18 protein-coding genes are annotated in these 21,135 nt (G+C 70.5%); 4 read left to right on the forward strand and 14 right to left on the reverse strand.

The window, feature by feature from the left end; genetic code table 11:
• Window positions 1-62: 62 nt before the first annotated feature.
• The 6 genes from OG223_RS40175 to OG223_RS40200 form a co-directional block, all read right to left on the reverse strand.
• Window positions 63-1,250 (reverse strand): FxsB family cyclophane-forming radical SAM/SPASM peptide maturase, encoded by a 1,188-nt coding sequence (locus tag OG223_RS40175; protein ID WP_443073864.1) that lies wholly within the window; start codon window positions 1,248-1,250, stop codon window positions 63-65.
• Between the two features lie 5 nt (window positions 1,251-1,255).
• On the reverse strand, window positions 1,256-1,405 hold the full coding sequence (locus OG223_RS40180; RefSeq protein WP_329259854.1) for a YxD-tail cyclophane-containing RiPP peptide: 150 nt from the start codon (window positions 1,403-1,405) through the stop codon (window positions 1,256-1,258).
• 172 nt (window positions 1,406-1,577) lie between these two features.
• Window positions 1,578-4,562, reverse strand: coding sequence for an FxSxx-COOH system tetratricopeptide repeat protein (gene fxsT, locus OG223_RS40185; RefSeq protein WP_329259857.1), 2,985 nt, complete (start codon window positions 4,560-4,562; stop codon window positions 1,578-1,580).
• Between the two features lie 94 nt (window positions 4,563-4,656).
• Window positions 4,657-5,838: an FxsB family cyclophane-forming radical SAM/SPASM peptide maturase gene (locus tag OG223_RS40190; protein WP_329259860.1), complete on the reverse strand. Its 1,182-nt coding sequence runs from the start codon at window positions 5,836-5,838 to the stop codon at window positions 4,657-4,659.
• Window positions 5,839-5,982: 144 nt separating this feature from the next.
• Complete coding sequence (locus OG223_RS40195) at window positions 5,983-6,555, reverse strand: YxD-tail cyclophane-containing RiPP peptide (RefSeq protein WP_329259863.1); 573 nt, start codon at window positions 6,553-6,555, stop codon at window positions 5,983-5,985.
• A 17-nt stretch (window positions 6,556-6,572) separates the two neighbouring features.
• Window positions 6,573-7,622, reverse strand: coding sequence for a hypothetical protein (locus tag OG223_RS40200; protein ID WP_329259866.1), 1,050 nt, complete (start codon window positions 7,620-7,622; stop codon window positions 6,573-6,575).
• A 277-nt stretch (window positions 7,623-7,899) separates the two neighbouring features.
• On the opposite strand from OG223_RS40200, the gene OG223_RS40205 reads away from it, so the two are divergent.
• From OG223_RS40205 to OG223_RS40215, 3 genes are read left to right on the forward strand one after another with little or no spacing between them, the layout of a single operon-like run.
• Window positions 7,900-9,030 (forward strand): ABC transporter ATP-binding protein, encoded by a 1,131-nt coding sequence (locus OG223_RS40205; protein ID WP_329259869.1) that lies wholly within the window; start codon window positions 7,900-7,902, stop codon window positions 9,028-9,030.
• Entirely contained in the window at window positions 9,027-9,743 is a 717-nt protein-coding gene (locus tag OG223_RS40210; RefSeq protein ID WP_329259872.1) for an ABC transporter permease, read from the forward strand. The genes OG223_RS40205 and OG223_RS40210 overlap by 4 nt, the downstream gene beginning before the upstream one ends.
• Window positions 9,740-10,408 (forward strand): ABC transporter permease, encoded by a 669-nt coding sequence (locus OG223_RS40215; protein ID WP_329259874.1) that lies wholly within the window; start codon window positions 9,740-9,742, stop codon window positions 10,406-10,408. The genes OG223_RS40210 and OG223_RS40215 overlap by 4 nt, the downstream gene beginning before the upstream one ends.
• Before the next feature lie 78 nt (window positions 10,409-10,486).
• Here the strand turns inward: OG223_RS40215 and OG223_RS40220 are convergent, their stop codons facing one another.
• Genes OG223_RS40220 through OG223_RS40235 form a run of 4 tightly spaced genes read right to left on the reverse strand, consistent with a single transcriptional unit; the run spans window position 10,487 to window position 14,674 of the window.
• Window positions 10,487-11,086 (reverse strand): GTP-binding protein, encoded by a 600-nt coding sequence (locus OG223_RS40220; protein ID WP_329259878.1) that lies wholly within the window; start codon window positions 11,084-11,086, stop codon window positions 10,487-10,489.
• Window positions 11,073-11,528: a DUF742 domain-containing protein gene (locus OG223_RS40225; protein ID WP_329259881.1), complete on the reverse strand. Its 456-nt coding sequence runs from the start codon at window positions 11,526-11,528 to the stop codon at window positions 11,073-11,075. The genes OG223_RS40220 and OG223_RS40225 overlap by 14 nt, the downstream gene beginning before the upstream one ends.
• 36 nt (window positions 11,529-11,564) lie before the next feature.
• Window positions 11,565-12,041 (reverse strand): roadblock/LC7 domain-containing protein, encoded by a 477-nt coding sequence (locus OG223_RS40230; protein ID WP_329259884.1) that lies wholly within the window; start codon window positions 12,039-12,041, stop codon window positions 11,565-11,567.
• The gene (locus OG223_RS40235; RefSeq protein ID WP_329259887.1) at window positions 12,038-14,674 is read right to left on the reverse strand and encodes a sensor histidine kinase; all 2,637 of its coding nucleotides are present in this window, start codon (window positions 14,672-14,674) and stop codon (window positions 12,038-12,040) included. The genes OG223_RS40230 and OG223_RS40235 overlap by 4 nt, the downstream gene beginning before the upstream one ends.
• A gap of 364 nt (window positions 14,675-15,038) precedes the next feature.
• On the opposite strand from OG223_RS40235, the gene OG223_RS40240 reads away from it, so the two are divergent.
• Window positions 15,039-16,001 (forward strand): ABC transporter substrate-binding protein, encoded by a 963-nt coding sequence (locus tag OG223_RS40240; RefSeq protein ID WP_329259890.1) that lies wholly within the window; start codon window positions 15,039-15,041, stop codon window positions 15,999-16,001.
• 70 nt (window positions 16,002-16,071) lie between these two features.
• On the opposite strand, the gene OG223_RS40245 is transcribed toward OG223_RS40240, so the two are convergent.
• From OG223_RS40245 to OG223_RS40260, 4 genes are all read right to left on the reverse strand, one after another.
• Window positions 16,072-17,469: an AbfB domain-containing protein gene (locus OG223_RS40245; protein ID WP_329259892.1), complete on the reverse strand. Its 1,398-nt coding sequence runs from the start codon at window positions 17,467-17,469 to the stop codon at window positions 16,072-16,074.
• A gap of 183 nt (window positions 17,470-17,652) precedes the next feature.
• Window positions 17,653-18,588 carry an ROK family protein gene (locus tag OG223_RS40250; protein ID WP_329259895.1) on the reverse strand — a complete coding sequence of 312 codons (936 nt, stop codon included), beginning with the start codon at window positions 18,586-18,588 and terminating at the stop codon, window positions 17,653-17,655.
• On the reverse strand, window positions 18,585-20,243 hold the full coding sequence (locus OG223_RS40255; RefSeq protein WP_329259897.1) for an ABC transporter ATP-binding protein: 1,659 nt from the start codon (window positions 20,241-20,243) through the stop codon (window positions 18,585-18,587). The genes OG223_RS40250 and OG223_RS40255 overlap by 4 nt, the downstream gene beginning before the upstream one ends.
• Complete coding sequence (locus OG223_RS40260; RefSeq protein ID WP_329265722.1) at window positions 20,240-21,112, reverse strand: ABC transporter permease; 873 nt, start codon at window positions 21,110-21,112, stop codon at window positions 20,240-20,242. Before OG223_RS40260 ends, OG223_RS40255 begins: the two co-directional genes overlap by 4 nt.
• Window positions 21,113-21,135: the final 23 nt, after the last annotated feature.

Genomic DNA, 21,135 nt, shown 5'->3' on the forward strand with positions numbered 1-21,135 from the left:
CCCTTACCTTCCCCAATTCTGGCGCGCCATCAACAGCCTTGCAGCCAAAGGGCGTTGATCGATCACGGGGCGAAGGCGGAGTCGGCGACAGTGCGCACCCGGCGGGCGATGTGCAGGATGAGGAAGCCCAGGTCGTCGCAGTAGACGGACGGATTCCGGAACCCCGCGACCGGGCTGTAGCGGTGTGCGTAGTTGCCGCCTCCGCACACCTCCGCGAGCGGACAGGCGAGACAGGTGGGGGAGAGCGCCTCTGTGCCCAACTGCCGTGCCACCACGCCCGGATGGTCCAGGACGTCGTCGAAGGTGTGGTCGAAGACGTTGCAGCCCGTCGCGGGCGCGCCGGCGTAGGCCGTCTTGAGCGAGTCGACCTGCTCGATGGTGCCGTCGGTGTCGACGACGACGGCGACCATCGGCGAGTTGCCCACCGCCTCGGCGCGGCCGGGCACGCCGAACAGCAGGGCGATGATCTCGTGGAACAGCCGGATCGGCACGGCCCGTTCACCCGCGTCGAACCACAGGTCGAAGAGACGGACCAGCCAGTCGCCGTAGGGGTGTCGGCCCTCGGCGGTGGGCGGGAAGGCCCAGTTGGCGTGCGGCAGCAGCAGGTCCATGGTGGGCGGCTCGAACGCGCTCAACGAGGTGTACACCTCGGTGGGATCGGAGTCCGGGTCGATCACGCTGAGGATCCCGGCGTACGCCTCCGGACGGCCGCGCAGTATCCGCAGTCCGGCCTCGGTCGCCGCCCACGAGGATCGGCCCGCGTGGTCGAGCCGACGGCGGTTCAGCCAGGGGGTGCCGCCGTCCAGGCTCACTCCGATCCGTACGCCCGCGTCGGCGAGTTGGGCCACGGCGTGTTCGGTGAGCAGGGTGCCGTTGGTCTGCACGGAGGCCTCGACGGCGCAGCGTCGGCCACAGAGGGCGTGGACCGCCTCGCGCACCGCGCCGACCTGGGCGACGAGGTTCGACACCCCGGCCAACAACGGTTCGCCGCCGTGCAGATTGATCTGCAGGGAGGTCAGCCGATGCTTGGCGGCGTGCTCGGCGATCCGGGTCGCGGTGCGCCGGACGACGTCGGGGGAGACCCGGTTGGGCCGCTCCCGCCAACTGCTGTCGGCGCCTTCGTAGACATAGCAGTAGCTGCACGCGAGATTGCAACGGCCGTTCGCCTTCAGGACGAACTGCCGGAAGGGCACGGCCTGTAACCCGGACCGCCGTAAGGCGGGGACGTCGAGTTCCTCAAGGGGCCACAGGGCGGTCACAGTTGGTAGGGGCCGTCCTCGTAGAAGGCCATCGCGGACTCGCCGCGCAGCATCCGGGGCAACAGGCTGGTGGCCACCGCGCCGAGCACCGGATGCGACGACTGACGGGACAGGACCTTCAGATCCAGATCCGCGAAGTCGGGCAACGCTCCGCCCGACCACCGCGCTACCGTGCTGGGGGGACCGTCCCCATGTGTTCGCCGCACGTTATACCTCTCACAGGAAGCCCTGAGTCTCCCGTGGGCTAACCGGGCTACGATTCCGGCCATGGTGCCCTATCGAAGGCTGACTGCTCAAATCGAGAGCGCGCCGCGGGGGCTAGGTCGGAAGCGGTTCGAAATCCCAGTAGGGCCGCTCCCTGCGGCGGATCGACAGGGTGTGCGGATGCTGCGGCCCGAGCGTGTCGGAGAGCTGCTGGAGTGCCTCGTTCTCCAGTTTGGTGGCCTCCTGGCTCCGGCGCAGCGCGCGCTGGTCACCGGCGAGGGCCGCCTTGCAGGACAGGGTCAGTGGATGGGTCTCGCCCAGGGTGGCGCGCGCCGACTCCAGGACGGCGCGGCTGAGTTCGGCCGCGCCCTCCTCGTCACCGGCCATGTTCCGCGCACCGCTCGCGTTGAGCGCCGCCCCGAGCGCCCACGGATGGGTGGTGCCGACCGCCGCCCTCATGCCCGTGAGCGCCCCCTCGGCGATCCGGAGCGCCTCGTCACGCTCCCCGTACTCCCACAACGCGAGTCCGACATTGCCCAACGTGCCCACCGCGTAGGGGTGTTCGGGGCCGACCAGGTGGGCGTAGTCCGCGGCCACGGTGGTCGCCAGCTCCCGCGCCTGCTCCAGATTGCCGTGCTCGCGGTTGAAGGTCGCGAAGTCGGCCTGCACCAGGAGCGCGTCGGGATGGCGCGGTCCCTGCCGTTGCACGAACCGCTCCACCACACTGCGCATCAGCGACTCGGCGCCCAGCAGATCACCGGTACGCCGCATGCACAGCGCCAGATTGTGCTCGGCGAACAGGGTCTGCGGAGTGAACCGGTCCATCACCTGCCGGTGCGCCCGGACGTTGAGCTCCTGGCGTGAGGTGGCCTCGTCGTAGCGGCCCAGCAGCCTGAGCATCCAGGCGTAGAACATGCCGGAGCGCAGGGTGAGATGGTGGCGCGGGGTCAGCAGCCGCTCCCGGATCAGCAGGATGTCGCGGTGCAGGACCAGTGACTCCTCGTAGCGGCCCAGCAGGCTGGTGACGACGGCCAGGTTGCTGCGGTCCTGGAGCGTGCGTGGGGCCTCGGGTTCCAGTGTGTCGGAGTACGCGCGGACGCACTCCTCGAACATGTGGTGGGCTTCGTCGTAGCGGCCCAGCGACACCAGCGTGCCGGCCAGGCCGTTCTTCGCGCGCAGCACATCGGGGTCGTCGTCGGAGCGGGTCTCCGTGAGCTGGTCGAGGACGGCCCGGCCGACGGCCTCCGCCTCCTGGTAACGACCGCTGCGGCGCAGCATGTTCGCGTGGTCGTGGGTCAGTACCAGCATGTCCCGCTCGTCGGGCTGCAGCCGGGTGCGCCAGCGGGCGACGGTCTGCTCGCACAGCCACAGCGCGGTCCGGTTCTCGCCCCGTACCCGCATGTAGTCGATGCAGTTCAGGACGAGTTGACGGACCACCGGCTCGCGGCTGTCCAGGGCGCCGGCGGGATCCAGGTGCGGGATCAGCTCCGCGTACCGGCTCCACTCACGGGTGTCGGTGGGCCGGCGCGGGTCGGCGCCCGCGAGCAGCGTGCAGGCGATGGTGGACAGGGCCTCGCGGCGGTCCTCGGTGAGGGTGCTGAGCAGGAAGCTGTGGTAGAGCCGGTGCATGGACACGCGGTCCACGGCGGGCTCGGCCTCCGAGGACTCGACGTAGTCCAGGCGCACCGCGGTGGACTCGGAGAGCCTGCGCAGCGCCGTGTGCCAGCGGATCGGGTCGACGGCGAGCGCGGCCAGATGGGCCGGCAGGGCGGACGGGTGGGCGGCCTGCATCAGCCGGACCGGGATCTCGTCCGGCGAGAACAGCGCGAACAGGTGCAGCAGCTCCACCGCTTCGGGGTTGTTCTCCTGCAGCGTGTTCAGAGTTATCGACCAACTGGTCTGGAAGCCCATCGGGTAGTCGGAGGAGATCCGGATACCGATCTGGCTGGCCTCGCCGCGCCGGATCATCGCCACATAGTCCTTGGCCGGCATGACGTTGGCGTCCAGCCAGGCCGCCGTCTGGGCCAGCAGCAGTGGCAGGTCCTGCACGGCGTCGGCGAGATCGTCGGCCTCGGCCTCGGTGAGCCGCTGGGCGCGGCGGCGTGCATAGGCCACGCTCTCGGGACGCTGGAAGGGTTCCACCTCGATTTCGGTGACACTGCCCGAGGAGGCCCAGTCCTGCGTGAGTGTGGTGATCAGGACATGGCCGTTGCCCTCCGGGAGCAGGTCCTCGATCTGTTCCATGTCGTCCGCGCTGTCCAGGACGAGCAACCAGCGACGGTACGGCTGCCCGGTGCGCAGCGCCTCGTGGACGGCCCGGATCCGCTCGCCCAGCTCCTGCCCGACCGGCAGTTCGAGCAGTGGCGCCAACTGCGCGAACTGCTCACGGGCCGGCGCCCGGAACCGCGCTCCCACCCACCACACGATGTCGTAGTCGTTGCCGAACCGGTGTGCGTACTCGATGGCGATCTGGCTCTTGCCGACGCCCGAAATACCACGCAGGGCGACCCGGGCGCCGCCGCGTCCGCCCTCCTCGAAGCGGGTGTGCAACTTCTCCAGGATGGCGTCGCGTCCGGTGAAACGAACATTTCGGCGCGGCACGTTCCACACGGCGGGCGGGTCGTTCGGGAAGCGCGGCGCGCTGCCGCTCACCGGCCCCGGCGCGGTGGTCGCGTCCAGGTCCAGGCGGCGCAGGATACGGCGACGGGCCTCGCGCGAGTCCAGGTCGCGCAGGTCGACCGGGCGCAGCGGGGCGGCCGTGGTGGGCAGCGCCCGGGTGGCCACGCTGACGGCGGAGAACCGGGCGATGTGCGGCGGTACCACCTCGTGCAGCGCCTGCGTCCACTCGGCGTCGGTGCGCGGGCCCAGCTCGAAGTACCAGTTGTCGAGGACCAGCAGGACCCGGCCCGGCGCCTGGAGCAGATTGCGCAGTGCGTCGGCGAGGGACGTCTGATTCGGCGGGTCCCAGCGCAGCAGGGTCGTCTCGTGCCCCAACTGCTCCAACTGGTGGGCGATCCAGGTGGCCCACGGCCGGTTGAACCCCGCGTAGCTGATGGTGAAGTGCTCGTGGGACTCGGCGCCTTTGGACTTGTCGGCCATTCGACCGTCTCCCCCTACACCCAAATGGACTGATTGGCAAGTTTTGTCGTGGTTCGCGTGCACGATAGTCGACCCATAGTCGCTATTCGGGCATTTAGGGCATTTCTGCGCTCAGTCGTCGGGATACGTGTCGCACCAATCGCTCCAGATCGGCGCAGTAGACCGATGGGTGCATAAAGCCGGATTGCGCGACATATCGGTGCGCGTAGTTGCCGCCGCCGCACACCCGCCCGACCGGACAGGCCCGGCACTCGTCCGCGAGTCCCGCCACACCGAGTTGACGGGCCACGATCCCGGGATGGTCGAGCGCCTCGTCGAAGGTGTGCCCGAAGACGTCGAACCCGGTGGCGGTGGCCCGGTCGTAGGCGAGGTTGAGCGAGTCGATCTGTTCGACGGAGCCGTCGGTGTGCACGACCACCGCGCAGGTCGGTGAGAGTCCGACGGACTCGGTGGCGCTGGGGACGCCGAGCAGCAGGGCGACGATCTCGGTGAACAGGCGCACCCGGGGCTGCGTTCCGTCCGGCGGGCCGTCCCACCACAGGTCGAAGGCGGTGGCCAGCCAGTCGCCGTACGGCGTGGGTACGGCCCGCTGGGCGCGTGCGTCGTGGGGCGAGCGGACCGCCAGGCCCGGGGGCGGGCTGGACCAGTTGGCGTGCGGCAGCAACAGGTCCAGGCGCGGTGGGCGCAGTTGGGCGAGCGAGGAGTACACGTCCTTGGGATCACTGCCGAGGTCGATGGCGCACAGGATCCCGGCATATAACTCCGGGCGGTCCGCGAGCAGTTGTGCCGCCCGTGCCGCCGCCGGCCAGGAGGACCGACCCGCGTGGTCCACCCGGCGCCGGTTCAGTGCGGCGGTGCCGCCGTCCAGGCTCAGGCCGACCCGGATGTTCGCGTCGGCGAGCCGGTCCAGGGTGCGCTCGGTGACGAGGGTGCCGTTCGTCTGCACGGTGGCCCGCAGGGCGGTGCGGGGCGGCAGCGCGGCGCGTACGGCGGCCGTGTAGTCGAGCGCCAACTCGGGCCCGGACAGCAGGGGTTCTCCACCGTGCAGATCGATGCGCACCTCGGGCAGCCGATGGACGGCGGCGTGTTCGGCGATCCGCTGGGCGGTCTGCCGCATCACCTCCGGGCCCACCCGGGCCGGGCGGCCGCGCCAACTGGCGTCCTGGCCTTGGTAGATGACGCAGTACGTGCAGTCGAGATTGCAGCGGCCGTGCACTTTGAGGACGAACTGCCGGAAAGGGAAGGGGCGTTGGCCGGCGCGCCGGAGGGCCGCCACGTCGAGCTCGGCGTGCGGCCACGGCGCGAGTTCCCGGTGCCTGGCCGACCGTAAGCTGTGGTCCGGTGCTCTGCGCACAACGTCGCCTCCCGTCGGCCGGCGCCCTGCCGCCCCCCTACCGTTCTGCCCGCCGCAGAGCCGCCCTTACCGTTCGTCCCCCGGAGAGTCCTCGTGATAGGCGACGAGGCCGCCGTCGGCATGGCGGGACCGGGCGAGCAGTGTGGCGAGCACCGCGCCGAGCACGGGGTGGTCGACCCGCGCCCGCAGGGCGGTCAGATCGATGCCGGTGTAGTCGGGCAGCAGGCCGCGGTCGTCGTCAGGGGGAGTGTCGGGGGAGTCCTCGTGATACGCGACGGGCCCCCCGTCGGCATGGCAGGACCGGGCGAGCAGTGTGACCAGCGCCGCGCCGAGCACGGGGTGGTCGACGCGCGCCCGCAGGGCGGTCAGATCGATGCCGGTGTAGTCGGGCAGCGGCCCGAGATCGCCGTCCGGGGCTCCGTTGGACCCACCCGGCCCGTACTGCACGGCCTGTTGCTCGGCCGGATCCACCATCCGGTGCTCCTCTGCGCCGTGGCGCCGCGGCCCTGCCACCCCGCAGGATTCCGTGCGCACCGGGTCTGCCGTCCTGCGCTCCTCCACGATGTGGCGCGCCGGGCTCACCACCCCGCAGTCCGCCACCCCGCACCCCTCCAGATCACAACGCGCCAAGTCCGCCACCCCGCACTCCTCTTCGTCTACGTCGTCGCGCCGAGCGCGGTCATGCGCTCGAACGTGGACTGTGCCTGAGGTCCTTGTGCCGCCCCGGCGCGCTGCCACAGCTCCCAGGCGGCCTGGTACGACTTCAGTGCCCGGGCCGGGCCGGCCGTCCGTTCCAGTACCGCGCCACGCTGGTGGTGTGCCTGTGCGGCGAGCAGTGGCTCGGCGGCCCGGAGCGCGCTGCGGGCGCCGTGGTGGTACGACTCGGCCGCCAGGTCCAGCCACTCCGGTGCCCTGGTCGCCCCGGTTTCCCCGGTCGTCCCGGCCAGCGTCAGCAGCACCTCGCCGCGTTCCAGCCAGGCCTGCGCGGCCGTACGGTCCGCTTGCGCGCCGCGGGCCGCGCGGGCCAGGATCCACTCGGCCTCGTGCAGATCGGTCGCCGCCCCGCCCGCCGCGTGGTGCCGGCGCAACGCCCGGCCGAACAGCAACTGCCGTTCGGCCAGTCGGGGTTCGCCATCCGGGGTCAGGGTCAGTGCCGCGCGCAGCTCCCGTACCGCCTCGGCGGCCACCGCCAGTCCGCCGCCGCTCTCGACCCGGGCGAGCAGCACCTCGCCGCGCCCCGCCAGCAGCTCCGCCCGGACCGGGTCGTCGCGCTGCACCAGATCCCGCGCCTGGGCGAACACCCGGTCGGCGGCGTCGAGTTGGGCGGGGTCGGCGGTGTGGCGGTAGCGGGCGCTGTGCGCCTCGGCCAGTCGGCGCAGGGCCAGCGCCCGTAGGTCCGGGCTCACGTCCCGGACGTCCTCCACCGCCTCGTGCAGCGCTTCCAGCACCCCGGTCGCCCCGCTGTCGGCCGCCGCCACGGCCCGCGCCTCGGCGAGGTCCAGCAGAGCCCGGCAGCGTACGGCCGAGGGCGCGCCCGTGCCGCCGGTGAGCCGCACGCCCCGCTCCAGATCGGCCGCCGCCCGCAGGGCCAACGTCCGCGCCTCCTCGGCCGAGTCGCGGACCCGCGCGTCCCCGGCGAGAGCCAGCAGCCGCCGTCCCCGGGCAAGCACGGCGGCGTCGGAGGGGTACGTACCGCCGTTCGTCACGTCGCGCTCCTCGTCATCGGACGGTCGGATGCGTGCGTATGCGGTCGAAGGTGCTCGAAGGCAGACCGAAGACGGATCGGAGACGGTCGGTCTCTGTCCATGACAGTACGCGGCCACCGCCCGGTCAACAGCGCTTTCCAGCCGCCGCCGACCTGCCCCGCCGAGGCGCAACCCGCCAAGTTCTCGCAACAATGGCGGTCTAGACTCTCCCCCCAGTGGCCTGCGACCGTGGCCGAGAACGGGCAGTTTCTGCCAAACCCGAAGGGTATTCGGCGTTTTGATACGGATAGATTCAGTCACCAAGCGGTACCCGGACGGCACGGTGGCGGTCGACCGACTGTCTCTGGACATACCGGACCGATCGATCACCGTCCTCGTCGGCCCCTCAGGCTGTGGCAAGACGACCACCCTGCGCATGATCAACCGGATGATCGACCTCAGCGAGGGCACGATCTCCCTGGACGGCGCGGACATCACCAAGCAGCCGGTCAACACGCTGCGCCGGTCGATGGGTTACGTCATCCAGAACGCCGGACTCTTCCAGCACCGCACGATCGTCGACAACATCGCGACCGTGCCCCGCATGCTCGGCTGGGGCAAGGAGAAGGCCAGGGCGCGGGCCACCGAACTCATGGAGCGGGTGGGCCTCGACGCCGCCCTCGCCAAGCGGTACCCGTACCAGCTCTCCGGCGGCCAGCAGCAGCGCGTCGGCGTCGCCCGCGCCCTCGCCGCCGACCCGCCCGTCCTCCTCATGGACGAGCCCTTCTCCGCCGTCGACCCCGTGGTCCGCAAGGGACTCCAGGACGAACTCCTCAGGCTCCAGGGCGAGTTGGGTAAGACCATCGTCTTCGTCACCCACGACATCGACGAGGCCATCAAGCTCGGCACCATGGTCGCGGTGCTCCGCACCGGCGGCAAGCTCGCCCAATTCGCCCCGCCCGCCGAGCTGTTGTCCGACCCGGCCGACGACTTCGTCGAGGACTTCCTCGGCGCCGACCGGGGCATCCGCCGGCTGTCCTTCTTCTCCTCCGCGGGACTCGACCTCAAGACCTCCCCGATCGTCGCCGTCGACTCCACCGCCGAGCAGATCGCCGAACGCACCACGCCCGGCGTGCCGTACCTCCTCGTCACCGACCTGGACGGCAAGCCGCTGGGCTGGAGCGAGCCGGGCGCGCTGACCGCCGGAGCCGTCGACACCGCCCAACTCCTCCCGTACGGACGCCCGTTCGCGGCCGGCACGGACTCGCTGCGGGCCGCGCTCGACGGCGCGGTGCTGTCGCCCACCGGCTGGGCGGTCGGCGTGGACGGCACCGGGCGCGTGGTAGGCGTCGTATCGCAGACCGCAGTGGGCGAGGCGATCCGCAGCGCGCACGCGGCGACCCAGCCGGGCACGAAGGTCGCCGGATGAACGACTTCTTCCACATACCCAGCGACCTCCAGAACACCTACTTCGGCCTGATCGGCCTGCACCTGAGGGAGGCGCTGATCCCGGTCCTGGCGGGTCTGGTCGTCTCGCTGCCCCTCGCCCAACTCTGCGCGCGCTTCCGCTGGTTGTACCCGCCGGTGCTGTGGGTGACGACCGTGCTGTACGCCATCCCGTCGCTCGCCTTCTTCGTGGTCCTCATCGACTACACCGGCCTGAGCGAGACCACGGTGATGATCCCGCTCGCCGTGTACAGCCTCGTCGTCCTCGTCCCGGCGATCGTCGACGGGGTCCGCTCGGTGCCGCAGGAAACCCTGGACGCGGCGGCCGCCATGGGCTTCGGGCCCATACGCCGGTACGTCCAGGTGCAGTTGCCGATCGCGGTGCCCGCGATCATCGCCGGACTTCGGGTGGCGACCGTCTCCAGCATCAGCCTGGTCAGCGTCGGCATGCTCATCGGCAACCAGGGCGCACTCGGCAACCTGCTCAACGACGCGAACATCTACCACCAGCCCATCTACGCCGTGAACTCGGTGGTCACGACGGCGGTCCTGGCGGTCCTGGCCGACGCCGTCCTGGTCGTCGTCCGCATCCTGCTCACCCCCTGGATGCCGAGCGGTACCCGCCGCGACAGCCGGAAGGCGACGGCGGTCCAGCCCGACGCGGCCGTGCCCGCCCTGGAAGAGGCCGCGCGATGAACGTACTGAGCTACATCAACGCGTTCTTCAGCGACAGCTCCCACTGGCACGGCTACGACGGGATCCCCACCCGTCTCCTGGAACACATCCGGTACTCGCTCCAGGCACTCGCGATCGCCGCCGCCATCGGGCTGCCGATCGGCCTGGTCACCGGCCACTACGGGCGCGGCGGCAACGCCATCGCGCTGGCCGCCACCGGCAGCCGCTCACTGCCCACCTTCGGCCTGCTGGTGCTGATGGTCACCTGGCTCGGGTTCGGACTGGGGCCCGTGATGATCCCGCTGGTCGTCCTCGCCATTCCGCCGATCCTGGTCACCACCTACGAGGCGGTCCGTTCCGTGGACCCCTCACCGGTGGACGCCGCACGGGGCATGGGCATGCACGAGTCACGGATCCTCTTCCAGGTGGAACTTCCCGGAGCCCTGCCCCTGATCCTCAGCGGTATCCGCTCGGCGGCCATCCAGATCGTCTCGACCGCCACCATCGCGGCGTACGTCGGTCTCGGCGGCCTCGGCCGCTACATCATCGACGGCCTCTACCAGAAGAACTACGAGAAGGTCGTCGGCGGCGCCACCCTGGTCGCCGGCATGGCCCTGGTGACCCTGGCGGTCTTCTGGGGCATCGCACGGCTCGCGGTGTCCCCCGGGGTACGCAGGAGCAACTGAGCCCCGCAGTAAGAAGAGAGGGGAGAGGGGGAGGGCTTTCGGGCCCTCCCCCTCTCCCCTCTCTTCCTTTGCGCGCTCTCAGTTCTCCGTGCGCGCCAGCGCCAACTCCAGTACGACCAGCAGCGCGTCCCGCACCGAACCGCGCTCGCGCGCGTCGAACGCGATGACCGGGACACGCTCGTTGACGTCCAGCGCCCAGCGGACCTCGTCGAGGTCGTGCTCGATCCTGCCGTCGAAGGCGTTGAGGGCGACCGCGAACGGGATCTGCTTGTGCTCGAAGTAGTCGACGGCCGCGTAGCAGTCGTCGAGCCGCCGGGTGTCGACGATGACGAGACCGCCGACCGCGCCCTCCACGATGTCGTCCCACATGAAGCCGAACCGGTCCTGCCCGGGCGTACCGAACAGATACAGCTTCAGGGTCGGGTCGATGGTGATGCAGCCGAAGTCCATCGCGACCGTGGTCGTGGTCTTGCGCGGGGTGAGCGACAGGTCGTCCACGCCCGCCGCGACCTCGGTGATGGCGGCCTCGGTGGTCAGCGGCTCGATCTCGGAGATCGCGCCCACGGTGGTGGTCTTGCCCACGCCGAAGCCGCCCGCGACGACCATCTTGACCGGCAGCGGCGGCCGTACGACGGTCTGCGCAGTCGCACCGCGGGCGACCGGTTCAGTCGGTGTCACGGAGTACTCCCCGGGAGTTGGGGATGGCGCGGAGGCCATCGATGACCCTTCGCAGGACGGTTGCGTCATGGGTGATGTCGGTATTGGGCACGTGCACCGTCAACTGCCCGGCGGAGCGCAGGTCCTCGGCCAGGACCCGCACCACGTTCAGATGCAGCCGCAGCCGGGCCGCGATCTCCGCGAGGGACTGCGGCTGCCGGCAGGCGGCGACGATGTCGTGCTGCTCGAAGGAGAGCCGGTCGAGCACCTCGAGCCCGGCGGCCGTGGCCACCACCTGGGTCTCGACGGGGATCGGCCGCCCGGAGGCGGCGGCTCCCGCACCCGCGACCCGCCCGGCGGTGACCAGGAACGGCCGTACGGCGGAGGGCTTGCGCACCGGATCGCGATCCGGGGGTGTGGCCCCGTCCGCGCCGGCACCGTTCGGAGTGCGGCCGTCGGGCATGAGTGGCTGTTCCTCTCTCGACCGGTCGGGGACCGGTCACCGAGCCGAAGCGGCGCCGACGCTGTTCTTCAACTGGAGCACCAGTTGGGGGTTGAGCGCGGAACCGGCACGGTTGGCGAACAGCGTCATCTCGTAGGCGATGTTGCCGAGCTTGGCCTCCTTGTCGGTGACGACGCCGAGGACGGCACCGCTGCCGATCGCGGAGACGAGGACGTGGCCGCCCTCCAGGTCGATGATGACCTTGTTCAGGCCACCGAGACCGTAGTTGCCGGAGGCTCCGGCGGCGAGGCTGGTGATGCCGGAGACGATGGCCCCGAGCCGCTCCGAGTGGGCGTGCTCACGCAGTTCGGCCACGGCGATCAGCAGGCCGTCGGAGGACACCGCGATGGCGTCGACGACACCCGCGGTCTCCGTCGCGAAACGGTTGAGCAGCCAGTTGAAATCGGCCGCGGCTGCCTGCAGATCGGCCGGCGTGGTGCCTCCCGTGGGAGTTTCACCTGTCGACGTACTCACTGCTCCGCTCCTTTCGGGAGGTGGTTCCGGTCGTGCGGGTGGTTCGCGTCCATGGCGCGCAGCCCCGTGAGGGTGTCGCTGTCGCGATGCGCTTGCTCTACGGCGGCCTCGAACTCTTCGAGGGCCGAGCGGACGGCGTCCGCGTCGGCGGGCCGGGGGGCCTGCCGGGCGGCTTGCTGGGCGGCGGCGTCGGCGCCCGTACGAAGGGTGGCACCCCGGACCCGCCGCCGCAGCGGCCGGGAGCCACCGGCGGCGTCGTCGGGGGCGGCGGACTCGTCCGCCGGGGCGTGGTGGGTGACGGCGGCGGGCTCCGCCACGGCGGCTGCCGGCTCCGTCTCGTACCGGGAGACCCGGCGCGGCAGCGGGGCGGGCTGATCGCCGGCCGGGGCGTGCTCCTGCACGGGTTCGGCGGCGACGGAGGGCCGCGGACCTGAGTCGGCGTACCCGGAGTCGGCACCGTTGCCCGTGGAGCCGTTGCCCGTGGAGCCGTTGATCGAGGAGCCGAGGCCCGTGGTGGCGGCCGGTCCGGAGGAGCCGGTCAGGGCGGGACCGGAGTCCGTGGTGGCCCAGGAAGGAGCCGGACGCTGGTCCGGTGCGGAGCCCGCGGCACCGGACCCCGCGGACGCCAGCGTCTTGCTCGACCCCGACCCCGACCCTGACCCCGAGCCCGATTCCAACCCCGCGAACCCTCCCGCCGAACCGCCGGAGGCGAGCGCGCTCATGCGCAGCAGCAGTGTCGCCGGGATGGTGATCTCGGCCGTCACACCGCCGCCCGGTGTGCGGGCGAGGGTGACGTCGATGTCCCAGCGGCGGGCGAGCGTACCGACCACGAACAGGCCCAGCACCTTCGTCGGCACCAGGTCGAGACGCTCGCGGCGGATCAGGCGCGCGTTCTCCTCGGCGATACGGTCGGCGCTCATCCCGAGTCCGTGGTCGGCGACCACGATCAGCGCGTCGTCGCCGTCGGTCCGTACGACCACCTCGACGGGGCTGCCCGCGGGCGAGAACGAGACCGCGTTCTCCAGGAGTTCGGCCACCATCAGCGTGAGGTCGCCGATGATGTCGGGCTCCACCATGACCTCGGTGTCGGCCCGCAGACCGACCCGCTGGAAGCCCTCGATCTGGCCGAGCGCGGCCCGTACGACGTTGGTGAGCTCGGTGGGTCCGCCGTCCAGCACGGTCTCGCGGATGCCGGCGAGCAGCATCAGGCTGTCGGCGTTGCGGCGCAGGCGGACGGCGATGTGGTCGATGGAGTAGAGCCGCTCCAGCAGTGCCGGGTCGGTCTCGCCGCGCTCCACCGCGTCGATCAGGGCGAGTTGACGGGTCGTCAGGTTGCTGACGCGGCGGCCGACGTTGCCGAACATCTCGGCCACGTTGCGCCGGCTGACCACCTGGCGGGCCAGCAGCGCGGCGGCCGTGGTCTGCACATGGTTGAAGGCCTCGGCGAGGTCACCGATCTCGTCCTTCGCGGTGACCGGCATGTCGCGCAGCAGCGGCGGCCCGTCGTCCTCGGCGTCGTCGTCGGCCACGCGGGCGAGTTCACGGCCGGCGACCTCGGCGACCTGCTTCGCGGCACCGGTCAGGGCCTGCACCGGGCGGACCACCGAGCGGCGCACGATCACCACGAAGACGAGCCACAGCGCGAAGCCGAACAGCGAGAGGTTCAGCAGCAGTCCGGCGCGCCAGGAGGCGGAGCTGGACGCGCTGTCCGCGCGGGAGGCGATCTGGTCGATGAGCGAGGTGGTGATCTTCAGTCGGCCCGCGGCCTGTTGGGGATAGGCGGGGTAGTCGCTCATGGCGTCCGCGAAGGCCTTGCGGACGGCGCCGGGCGTCTCCGCCTGCAGCCCGCTCGGGTCGATCTGCAGCTCCGCGTAGGCCTCGGCGATCAGCCGCTGCGCGGGGGTGTGCTCGATCCCGGAGAGCTGGTCGGCCTGAGCCTCCGTGGCGAACCGGGCGAACCGTGCGGCCTGGTAGGTGTACAGCTCGTAGGAGCCGACCGCGTTGTTGAACTCGATGAGCGCGTTGCTGTCACCGGTCGTCGCCGAGAACACGCTGGTCTCGAACGAGCTGTGGGCGGCATCGGCCCGCAGCACGGAGTCCAGCAGGTTGCCGGTGAAGGTGGTGGCGAGGTTCGCGTTGTGCTCGAGGTCGAGCCCGTCGATCAGACTGTCGGAAGCGCTGGTGTACGCCGGGTCGATGTTGTCGGCGGGCAGATAGCTCTGCTCGACGGTGTCGCGCAGCGTCTCCAGGCCGTTGATCTCCTTCAGCGCCTGGGCCTCGCTGCTCGGCAGCCGGTCGCCGAAGGTGTCACGCACCTTCTCGACCTGCGCGTCCACGGCCGACTGGGCCTTGCGGTACTCGCTCTGCGAGGGCGTACCACCGTCGTTGGTGGCCTCGAAGCGCACGGAGAGCAGGATGGCCTGCTGGTGCTCCGCCTCCACGAGGTTCACCAGCTCCGCCACCTGCCCGCTGTCGCGCACCAGTTGGGCCGCGTCGCTCGCGTCCGTCGACTGCCCGATCTCGTCCGAGATGAGATACGCCAGCAGCACCGCGACCACCGCGAGCGGTACGCCGACGAGCAGATTGAGCTTGCGCCTGAAGGGCCAACGGTCTGCGAAGCCCCGTATGGACACCAGGCCTCCTTCGTGGGGTGTTGTCACGGTACGCGCAGCGACACACGTGACTGTTTTTGATCGAAGCGGCCCCCGCACACCGCTGTGACCGACGCCAACTCCGGGGAGACTACCGTCTCTTTGAACGATCAAGTGCGTCGCCCTACGTCAAGAATCAATTACAAAGCGCCTGTGTTCGTGACCGGTCTGTTTACGTTGCCTTCACAACTGGGCACCTATTGAGGCCAATCGGTGACCAGACTTCTCTTGACTGACCGAGAACCGGCTGGATTGGATCAGCGGAGTGCGGAATTCACGCCCCGCGCGTGGACGCCACAGCCATGCCTGCACGCCTGTGCCAACATCCGAGCCCGGAACGGGAATTGTGACTTCAAAAGCGAAGAACCGCTGGTCAAGTACTAGGTACCCCGGCGCGGCCGCCATCGCGCTCGCCGCGACGGCTGCGCTTGTCACGGGATGTGGTTCGTCCGACGACAGCAACTCCGACAACCCGCTCTCGGGCAGCAAGGCCGGCGGCGACACCGTCGTCGTCGGCTCCAACAACTTCGCCGAGAGCATCCTGATCGCCGACATCTACGGCGAGGCCCTCAAGGCGAAGGGCGTCAAGGTCAGTTACAAGCCGAACATAGGCAGCCGCGAGACGACCTACGGCCTGCTCAAGAACGGCACCATCACCGTACTGCCCGAGTACAACGGCGCGCTGCTGGCCTACCTCGACCCGAAGGCCACCCCGGCGACCCTCGCCGCGACCACGGCCGCGATCGACGCCAAGCTCGACACCAAGCTGACGCTGCTCGACCCGGCCGCCGCCGAGGACAAGGACACGGTCACCCTCAACGCGGAGACCGCGAAGAAGTACAACCTCACGTCCGAGTCGAGCATCGCGGACCTCAAGTCCATCGCCAAGGACCTGGTCATCGGCGCCTCGCCGGAGTTCCAGACCCGGCAGCAGGGCCTGGTGGGCCTGAAGTCCGTCTACGGCCTGGAGTTCAAGTCCTTCAAGGCGCTGGACGCGGGCGGCCCGCTGACCGCGGCCGCGCTGAAGAAGAACACCGTGCAGGCGGCCGACCTCTTCAGCACGGACCCGACCATCACCAAGGAGAAGCACGTCACGCTCCAGGACCCGAAGAGGCTCTTCGGCTTCGAGAACGTGCAGCCCCTGGTCTACAAGAGCGGCCTCTCCGCCGCCGGCGTGGCCGCCCTCAACGCGGTCTCCGCGAAGCTCGACACGGCGACCCTGCTGGACCTCGACACCCAGGTCGGGTCGCAGAACAAGGACCCGCTGGACGTGGCGAAGGCCTGGCTGAAGACCGCCGGCCTGGACTAGGTCTGCTCCGGCCGACGCGGGTGCCTCCGTTTCTCCGGGAGGCACCCTCGTCGGCGTGCCCGGACGGGTTTCAGTACCCGACGCGGAACGTCGCGTCCTGCTGCTCCGTCGCCGTGGAGATCGGGTCGATGCGCAGCACGTAGTTGGAGTGCCGGATGTAGCGCGTCGGGTTGTTGTACGACCGGAAGGACGCCCAGGCGGAGTCGGCGAGCCCCGCGGTCCGGTAGAACGTGGCGTCCCCGGCGAACGTCGACGTGCCGTCGTTCACGTCGAGTTGGAGCGCGTAGTTGTAGTGCCGCAGATACCGGGTCGGGTAGTTGACCGACTGGAAGGACACCCCGGTCGAGTCCGCGAGACCCGGCACCAGCGTCCACTGCGAGTCGGTGTACGGGTCGAAGGCGTACTCGTCGATCCGGCCGATGAAGTTGGAGTGGCGGACGTAACGGGCCGGGTAGTTGTAGGACTTGAGCCGGTTCCAGGCGGGCGTGCCCCACTTGGCGATCAGGTTGGTGTACTCGGCCGCGGTGATCGGCTGGATGCCGCAGTGCTTGGAGTTGAGCGGCTGGGTGTAGAGCTTCTGGTCGACGGCGGTCCAGGTGCCGGCGGCGAGGCTGCTGGTCTGCCAGGCGTAGAAGACGCCGTTGGGATCCCAGGTGTCACCCCAGAGGTACCAAGTCGAGCTCGAGGCAAGGGACTTGACCAGCGTCGGCGCCTCGGTGCCGTTGTGCGAGACCGCCGTGCTGAACTCGGTGAAGCTGCCCGGGTCCAGGGACGTGGACTTCGCGCCGACCAGGGTCGAACTCTTCTTGAAGTAGAGGTAGTTGACGCCGTTCACGCCGACCGCGAGGTCACCGTCGATGACGTCGTAACCGGGGTCGAAGAACACCTGCGGATCGCCGGCGGTCACGAAGTCGCTCGTGTAGTTGACCATGATGACGTTGTGGCCGCTGTCGTTGACGGCCGAGTAGATCACGCCGTACTGCCCGCGCCCCGCGTCCCAGAACGACTCCGGCGCCCAGGCGTGGGTGTCCAGGCTGTGCACCTTCATCCGCCGGTAGCCGGTGAAGGTACGCAGATCGGCGGAGTCCCAGACGTGGATGTACTGGCTGACGTACGACCAGTCGGTGCCGTTGAGGTCGGTCGCGAGGACCACGAACGTGCCGTCCTGCTTGCGCAGGATGAACGGGTCGCGCAGGCCCAGGGAGCCCGCGGTGGGGGTGGCGACGGGGGCGTTCTGGTTCAGCGGGGTCCACTGCAGACCGTCGGGGCTGACGGCCAGGTGCAGGCCGTAGTTGGCGCCCAGGAACGTCGGCGACTCGGTGAAGTAGCACATGACATAAGCCGAGTCGGTCGCGGCGTGCGCACTCCCGGCGCCGAGCGTGAGCGCGCCGGTGGCCGCGAGGGGGACGGTCGCGGCCGCGCCGAGGAAGTGCCGGCGGGAGAGGTGGGGGAGGGGAGGGACGGCCATGTGTTCTCCAGGGGTGACGAGCGGCCCAATGTTCGACATCACGAACGGAGTTCGGTAAGTCGATCAGAAGGTAGAGATGGGGCGTGTGCGCGTCAATCACACGGTCGTGCTTGGCCGGTTCTCGTCGTTCACGTAGGCGTCCGCTACGAGCCCCCTGTGTGGATCACGAACCCCCTGCGCGGATCACGAGCCTCCTGCAGGGGTCAGCAGCTCCGCCCGCGCCCGGGCCGCCGCCCCGATCGCCACCGCGTCACCGCCCAGCAGGGCCGGCAGCACCCGCACCGGGTGACCGCTCACCGGCGGCTCCAGCGCCAAGGTCTCCCGCACGGCCGACTCCACCAGCGCCCACGACCGGCTGACACCCCCGCCGATCACGCACGTCGTGACGTCCAGCAGCCCCGCCGTGATCAGCAGCGCCCGGGCCACCCCGCGCCCCAGCGCCGCGTACACGGCACGCGCGTCCGGATCGCCCAGCCGGGCCGCCGCGGCGACCTCCCGGGCCGTGAGAGCGCGCCCCGTCCGCTCCCCGTACCGCGCCGCGACCGACCGCCCCGACGCCAGCGTCTCCAGATGCCCCCGACCGCCGCATGTGCACGGCAGTTCGCCGAACCCCGGCACATGACCGATCTCGCCCGCCGCCCCGCGCGGCCCGTCGTAAAGGGCGCCATTCAGCCACAGTGCGCCGCCCACCCCGGTGCCGAGCGTCATCCCGAGCACGTTCTCCTCGCCCGCGACCGCGCCCCGCGCCACCTCGCCGCGCAGAAACGCGTTCACGTCGTTGTCGAGGAACGCCGGTACGCCCAGGGCCTGTTGGACACCGGCCGTCACCTCGAACCCGGCCCAGTCCCGGAACGAGTCGCTCGCCACCAGGATCCGCCCGGCCCGCACGTCCACGAGACCGGCCGCGCCGACCCCGACCCCGAGCAACCGGGCGGGCGTACGGTCCAGCAGCAGCCGAAGCGCCGAGAGCGCGGCGTCGAGCATGGCCGCGCCGCCCTCCTGCGCCGGGGTGGGCACCTCCGTGCGGTCCAGGACGTCGAGTCGGTCCGTGCACAGCACTACCTGGGTGGTCGTCCCGCCGATGTCGACGCCGACGATCACCTCGGGGGTGTCGCTCACGCGCCGGCCTCCGTCCCCGACGCCACCCGGAGCTCTCTGCGCGCACGCTGGAGCACGGGGTCCGGTACGGGCACGGCGGCGATGAGCCGGCGCGTGTACGCGGTCTCCGGGCGCAGCAACGTCCGCATGGTCGGCCCCTGTTCCTCGACCCGCCCGCCCCGCATCACGACGACGCGCCCCGCGAACCGCTGCACCACGGCGAGGTCGTGCGACACGAAGAGACAGGCGAACCCGAGCTCCGCCTGCAACTCGGCGATCACTTCCAACACGGTCTGCTGCACGCTCACGTCCAGCGCGCTCGTCGGCTCGTCCGCGACCAGCAGCCGCGGTGCGAGGACCAGCGCCCGCGCGAGACTTACCCGCTGGCGCTGCCCACCGGACAGCTCACGCGGCCCACGACGGGCCAACTCCCTTGGCAGCCGCACCAGTTCGAGCACCTCGGCGACCCGCTCGCGCCGCTCGGCGGCCCCCATGTCACGCCGGTGCACCCGCAACGGCTCGGCCACACACTCCGCGACACTCATCCGCGCGTCCAGCGAGGCCACCGGATCCTGCAACACCACACCGACCCCGGCCAACAGCGCCCGCCGCGCCCGCCCCCGCGCCTTGCGCAGATCCGCCCCGAAGAGCGAGACGGTCCCCGACTCCGGCGCCACCAGCCCAAGGGCCACCCGCGCGGCGGTCGACTTCCCCGACCCGGACTCACCGACGAGCCCGACGGTCTCGCCCGCCCGCACGGTCAGTGACACATCCTCCAGCGCACGCACGGCACGGGGCCCACGCCCGAACTGCACGCTCACGTTGCGGAGTTCGACCACCGGATCCCCCTCGGACTCTTCGGGTACGGCACTCCCGGCCCCGGTCCCGCTCACGGCCAACCGAGGCACAGCGGCCAACAACCGCCGCGTGTACTCGTGCGCGGGCCGCAACAGCACGTCCTCCACCGTCCCCGTCTCCACGACCTCCCCCTCCAGCATCACGGCGACCCGGTCGGCGAAGTCGGCGACGACCCCCATGTTGTGCGTGACCAGCAGCACGCCGGTCCCGGAGTCGACGGCCAACGCCCGCAGCAGATCGAGGATCTCGGCCTGCACGGTGACATCGAGGGCGGTGGTCGGCTCGTCCGCGACGAGCAGTCCGGGCGAGTTGGCGATGGCCATGGCGATGACGACCCGCTGCCGCTGCCCACCCGACAACTGGAACGGAAACGCCGAGGCCCGCCGCTCCGGCTCGGGAATCCCGACCCTGCGCAGCAACGCGACGGCCTCGGCGGCCGCCTCCTGCCGCGACACGTCCCGGTGATTCCGTACGACTTCCGCTATCTGCCTGCCGATTCGGGTCAGCGGATCGAGAGCGGTGGCAGGCTCCTGGAAGACCATCGAGGCCGTACGCCCACGCAGTCGCGCGAGTTCGGCCTCACCGGCCCCCACGACATCCGTACCGCCGACCGAAACACCCCCGGACGCACGGGCGTTGCCGGGCAACAGCCCGAGCGCGGCGAGGGCCACGGTCGACTTCCCCGAGCCGGACTCACCCACGAGGGCGAGGGTCTCGCCGGGCGCGACCCGCAACGAGACTCCGCGCACGGCGGGCACATCACCACTCTCGGTGGAGAAGGTGACGCCCAGGTTCTCCATCTCCAGGATGTCGTTCATCCGCGTCCCTTCACGTCGAAGGCGTCGCGCAGCCCGTCGCCGATCGCGTTGAACGCGCACACGACGAGGATGATCGCGAGGCCCGGTGGAACGATCAGCCACCAGCGTCCCGAGTACGCGGCCGTCAGCCCCGCCGAGAGCATCCCGCCCCAGTCGGTTGCCGGCGGCTGAACTCCCAGCCCCAGATAGGACACATAGGCGACGAGCAGGATCGCGTCGGCGACCTGGAAGGTGGCCGCGACGACGATCGTCGACACCGAGTTGGGCAGGATGTGCCGCACGATGGCCCGCGCGTGGGTACCGCCGATGGCCCGCAGCGTCAGCACGTAGTCGCGCCTCTTCAAGGTCAACATCTCCGCCCGCACGAGCCGCGAGGGCACCAGCCAGGACACCAGCCCCAGGATGACGATCAGCCCCGGCACACCCGGCGAGGTGATGGCGGACACGACCAGCAGGATGAACAGCGCCGGAATGGCGATCCCCGCGTCCACGACCCGCATCATCACCGCGTCGACCCACCCGCCGGCATACCCGGCGACGGACCCCCAGAGCGTCCCGATGACGGTGGCAAGAACCCCGGCCGCCAACCCGACGAGCAACGACACCTTCCCGCCGTACATGAGCCGCCCGAGCTCGTCATGCCCAACGGCATCGGTACCGAGCCAATGGGCTCCGCTGGGTGCGAGATTGACCTGCGTGAGATCGGTGTGGGTCTGGTCGGTGGAGTAGAGAAGTGGCCCAACGAAACAGAACAAAAGAAAGAGAGCGACTACTACGAGTCCGGCGACCGCGAGCTTATTGCGCGCGAAGCGCGCACCCAGGGGCGCGGGGCCGTTTCGATTTGCGGCTCCGCCGCGGGGCGCGAGCAACCCCCACCGACGCGCACTCTGAA

The organism is Streptomyces sp. NBC_01478, from assembly GCF_036227225.1.
Taxonomy (GTDB): Bacteria; Actinomycetota; Actinomycetes; order Streptomycetales; family Streptomycetaceae; genus Streptomyces.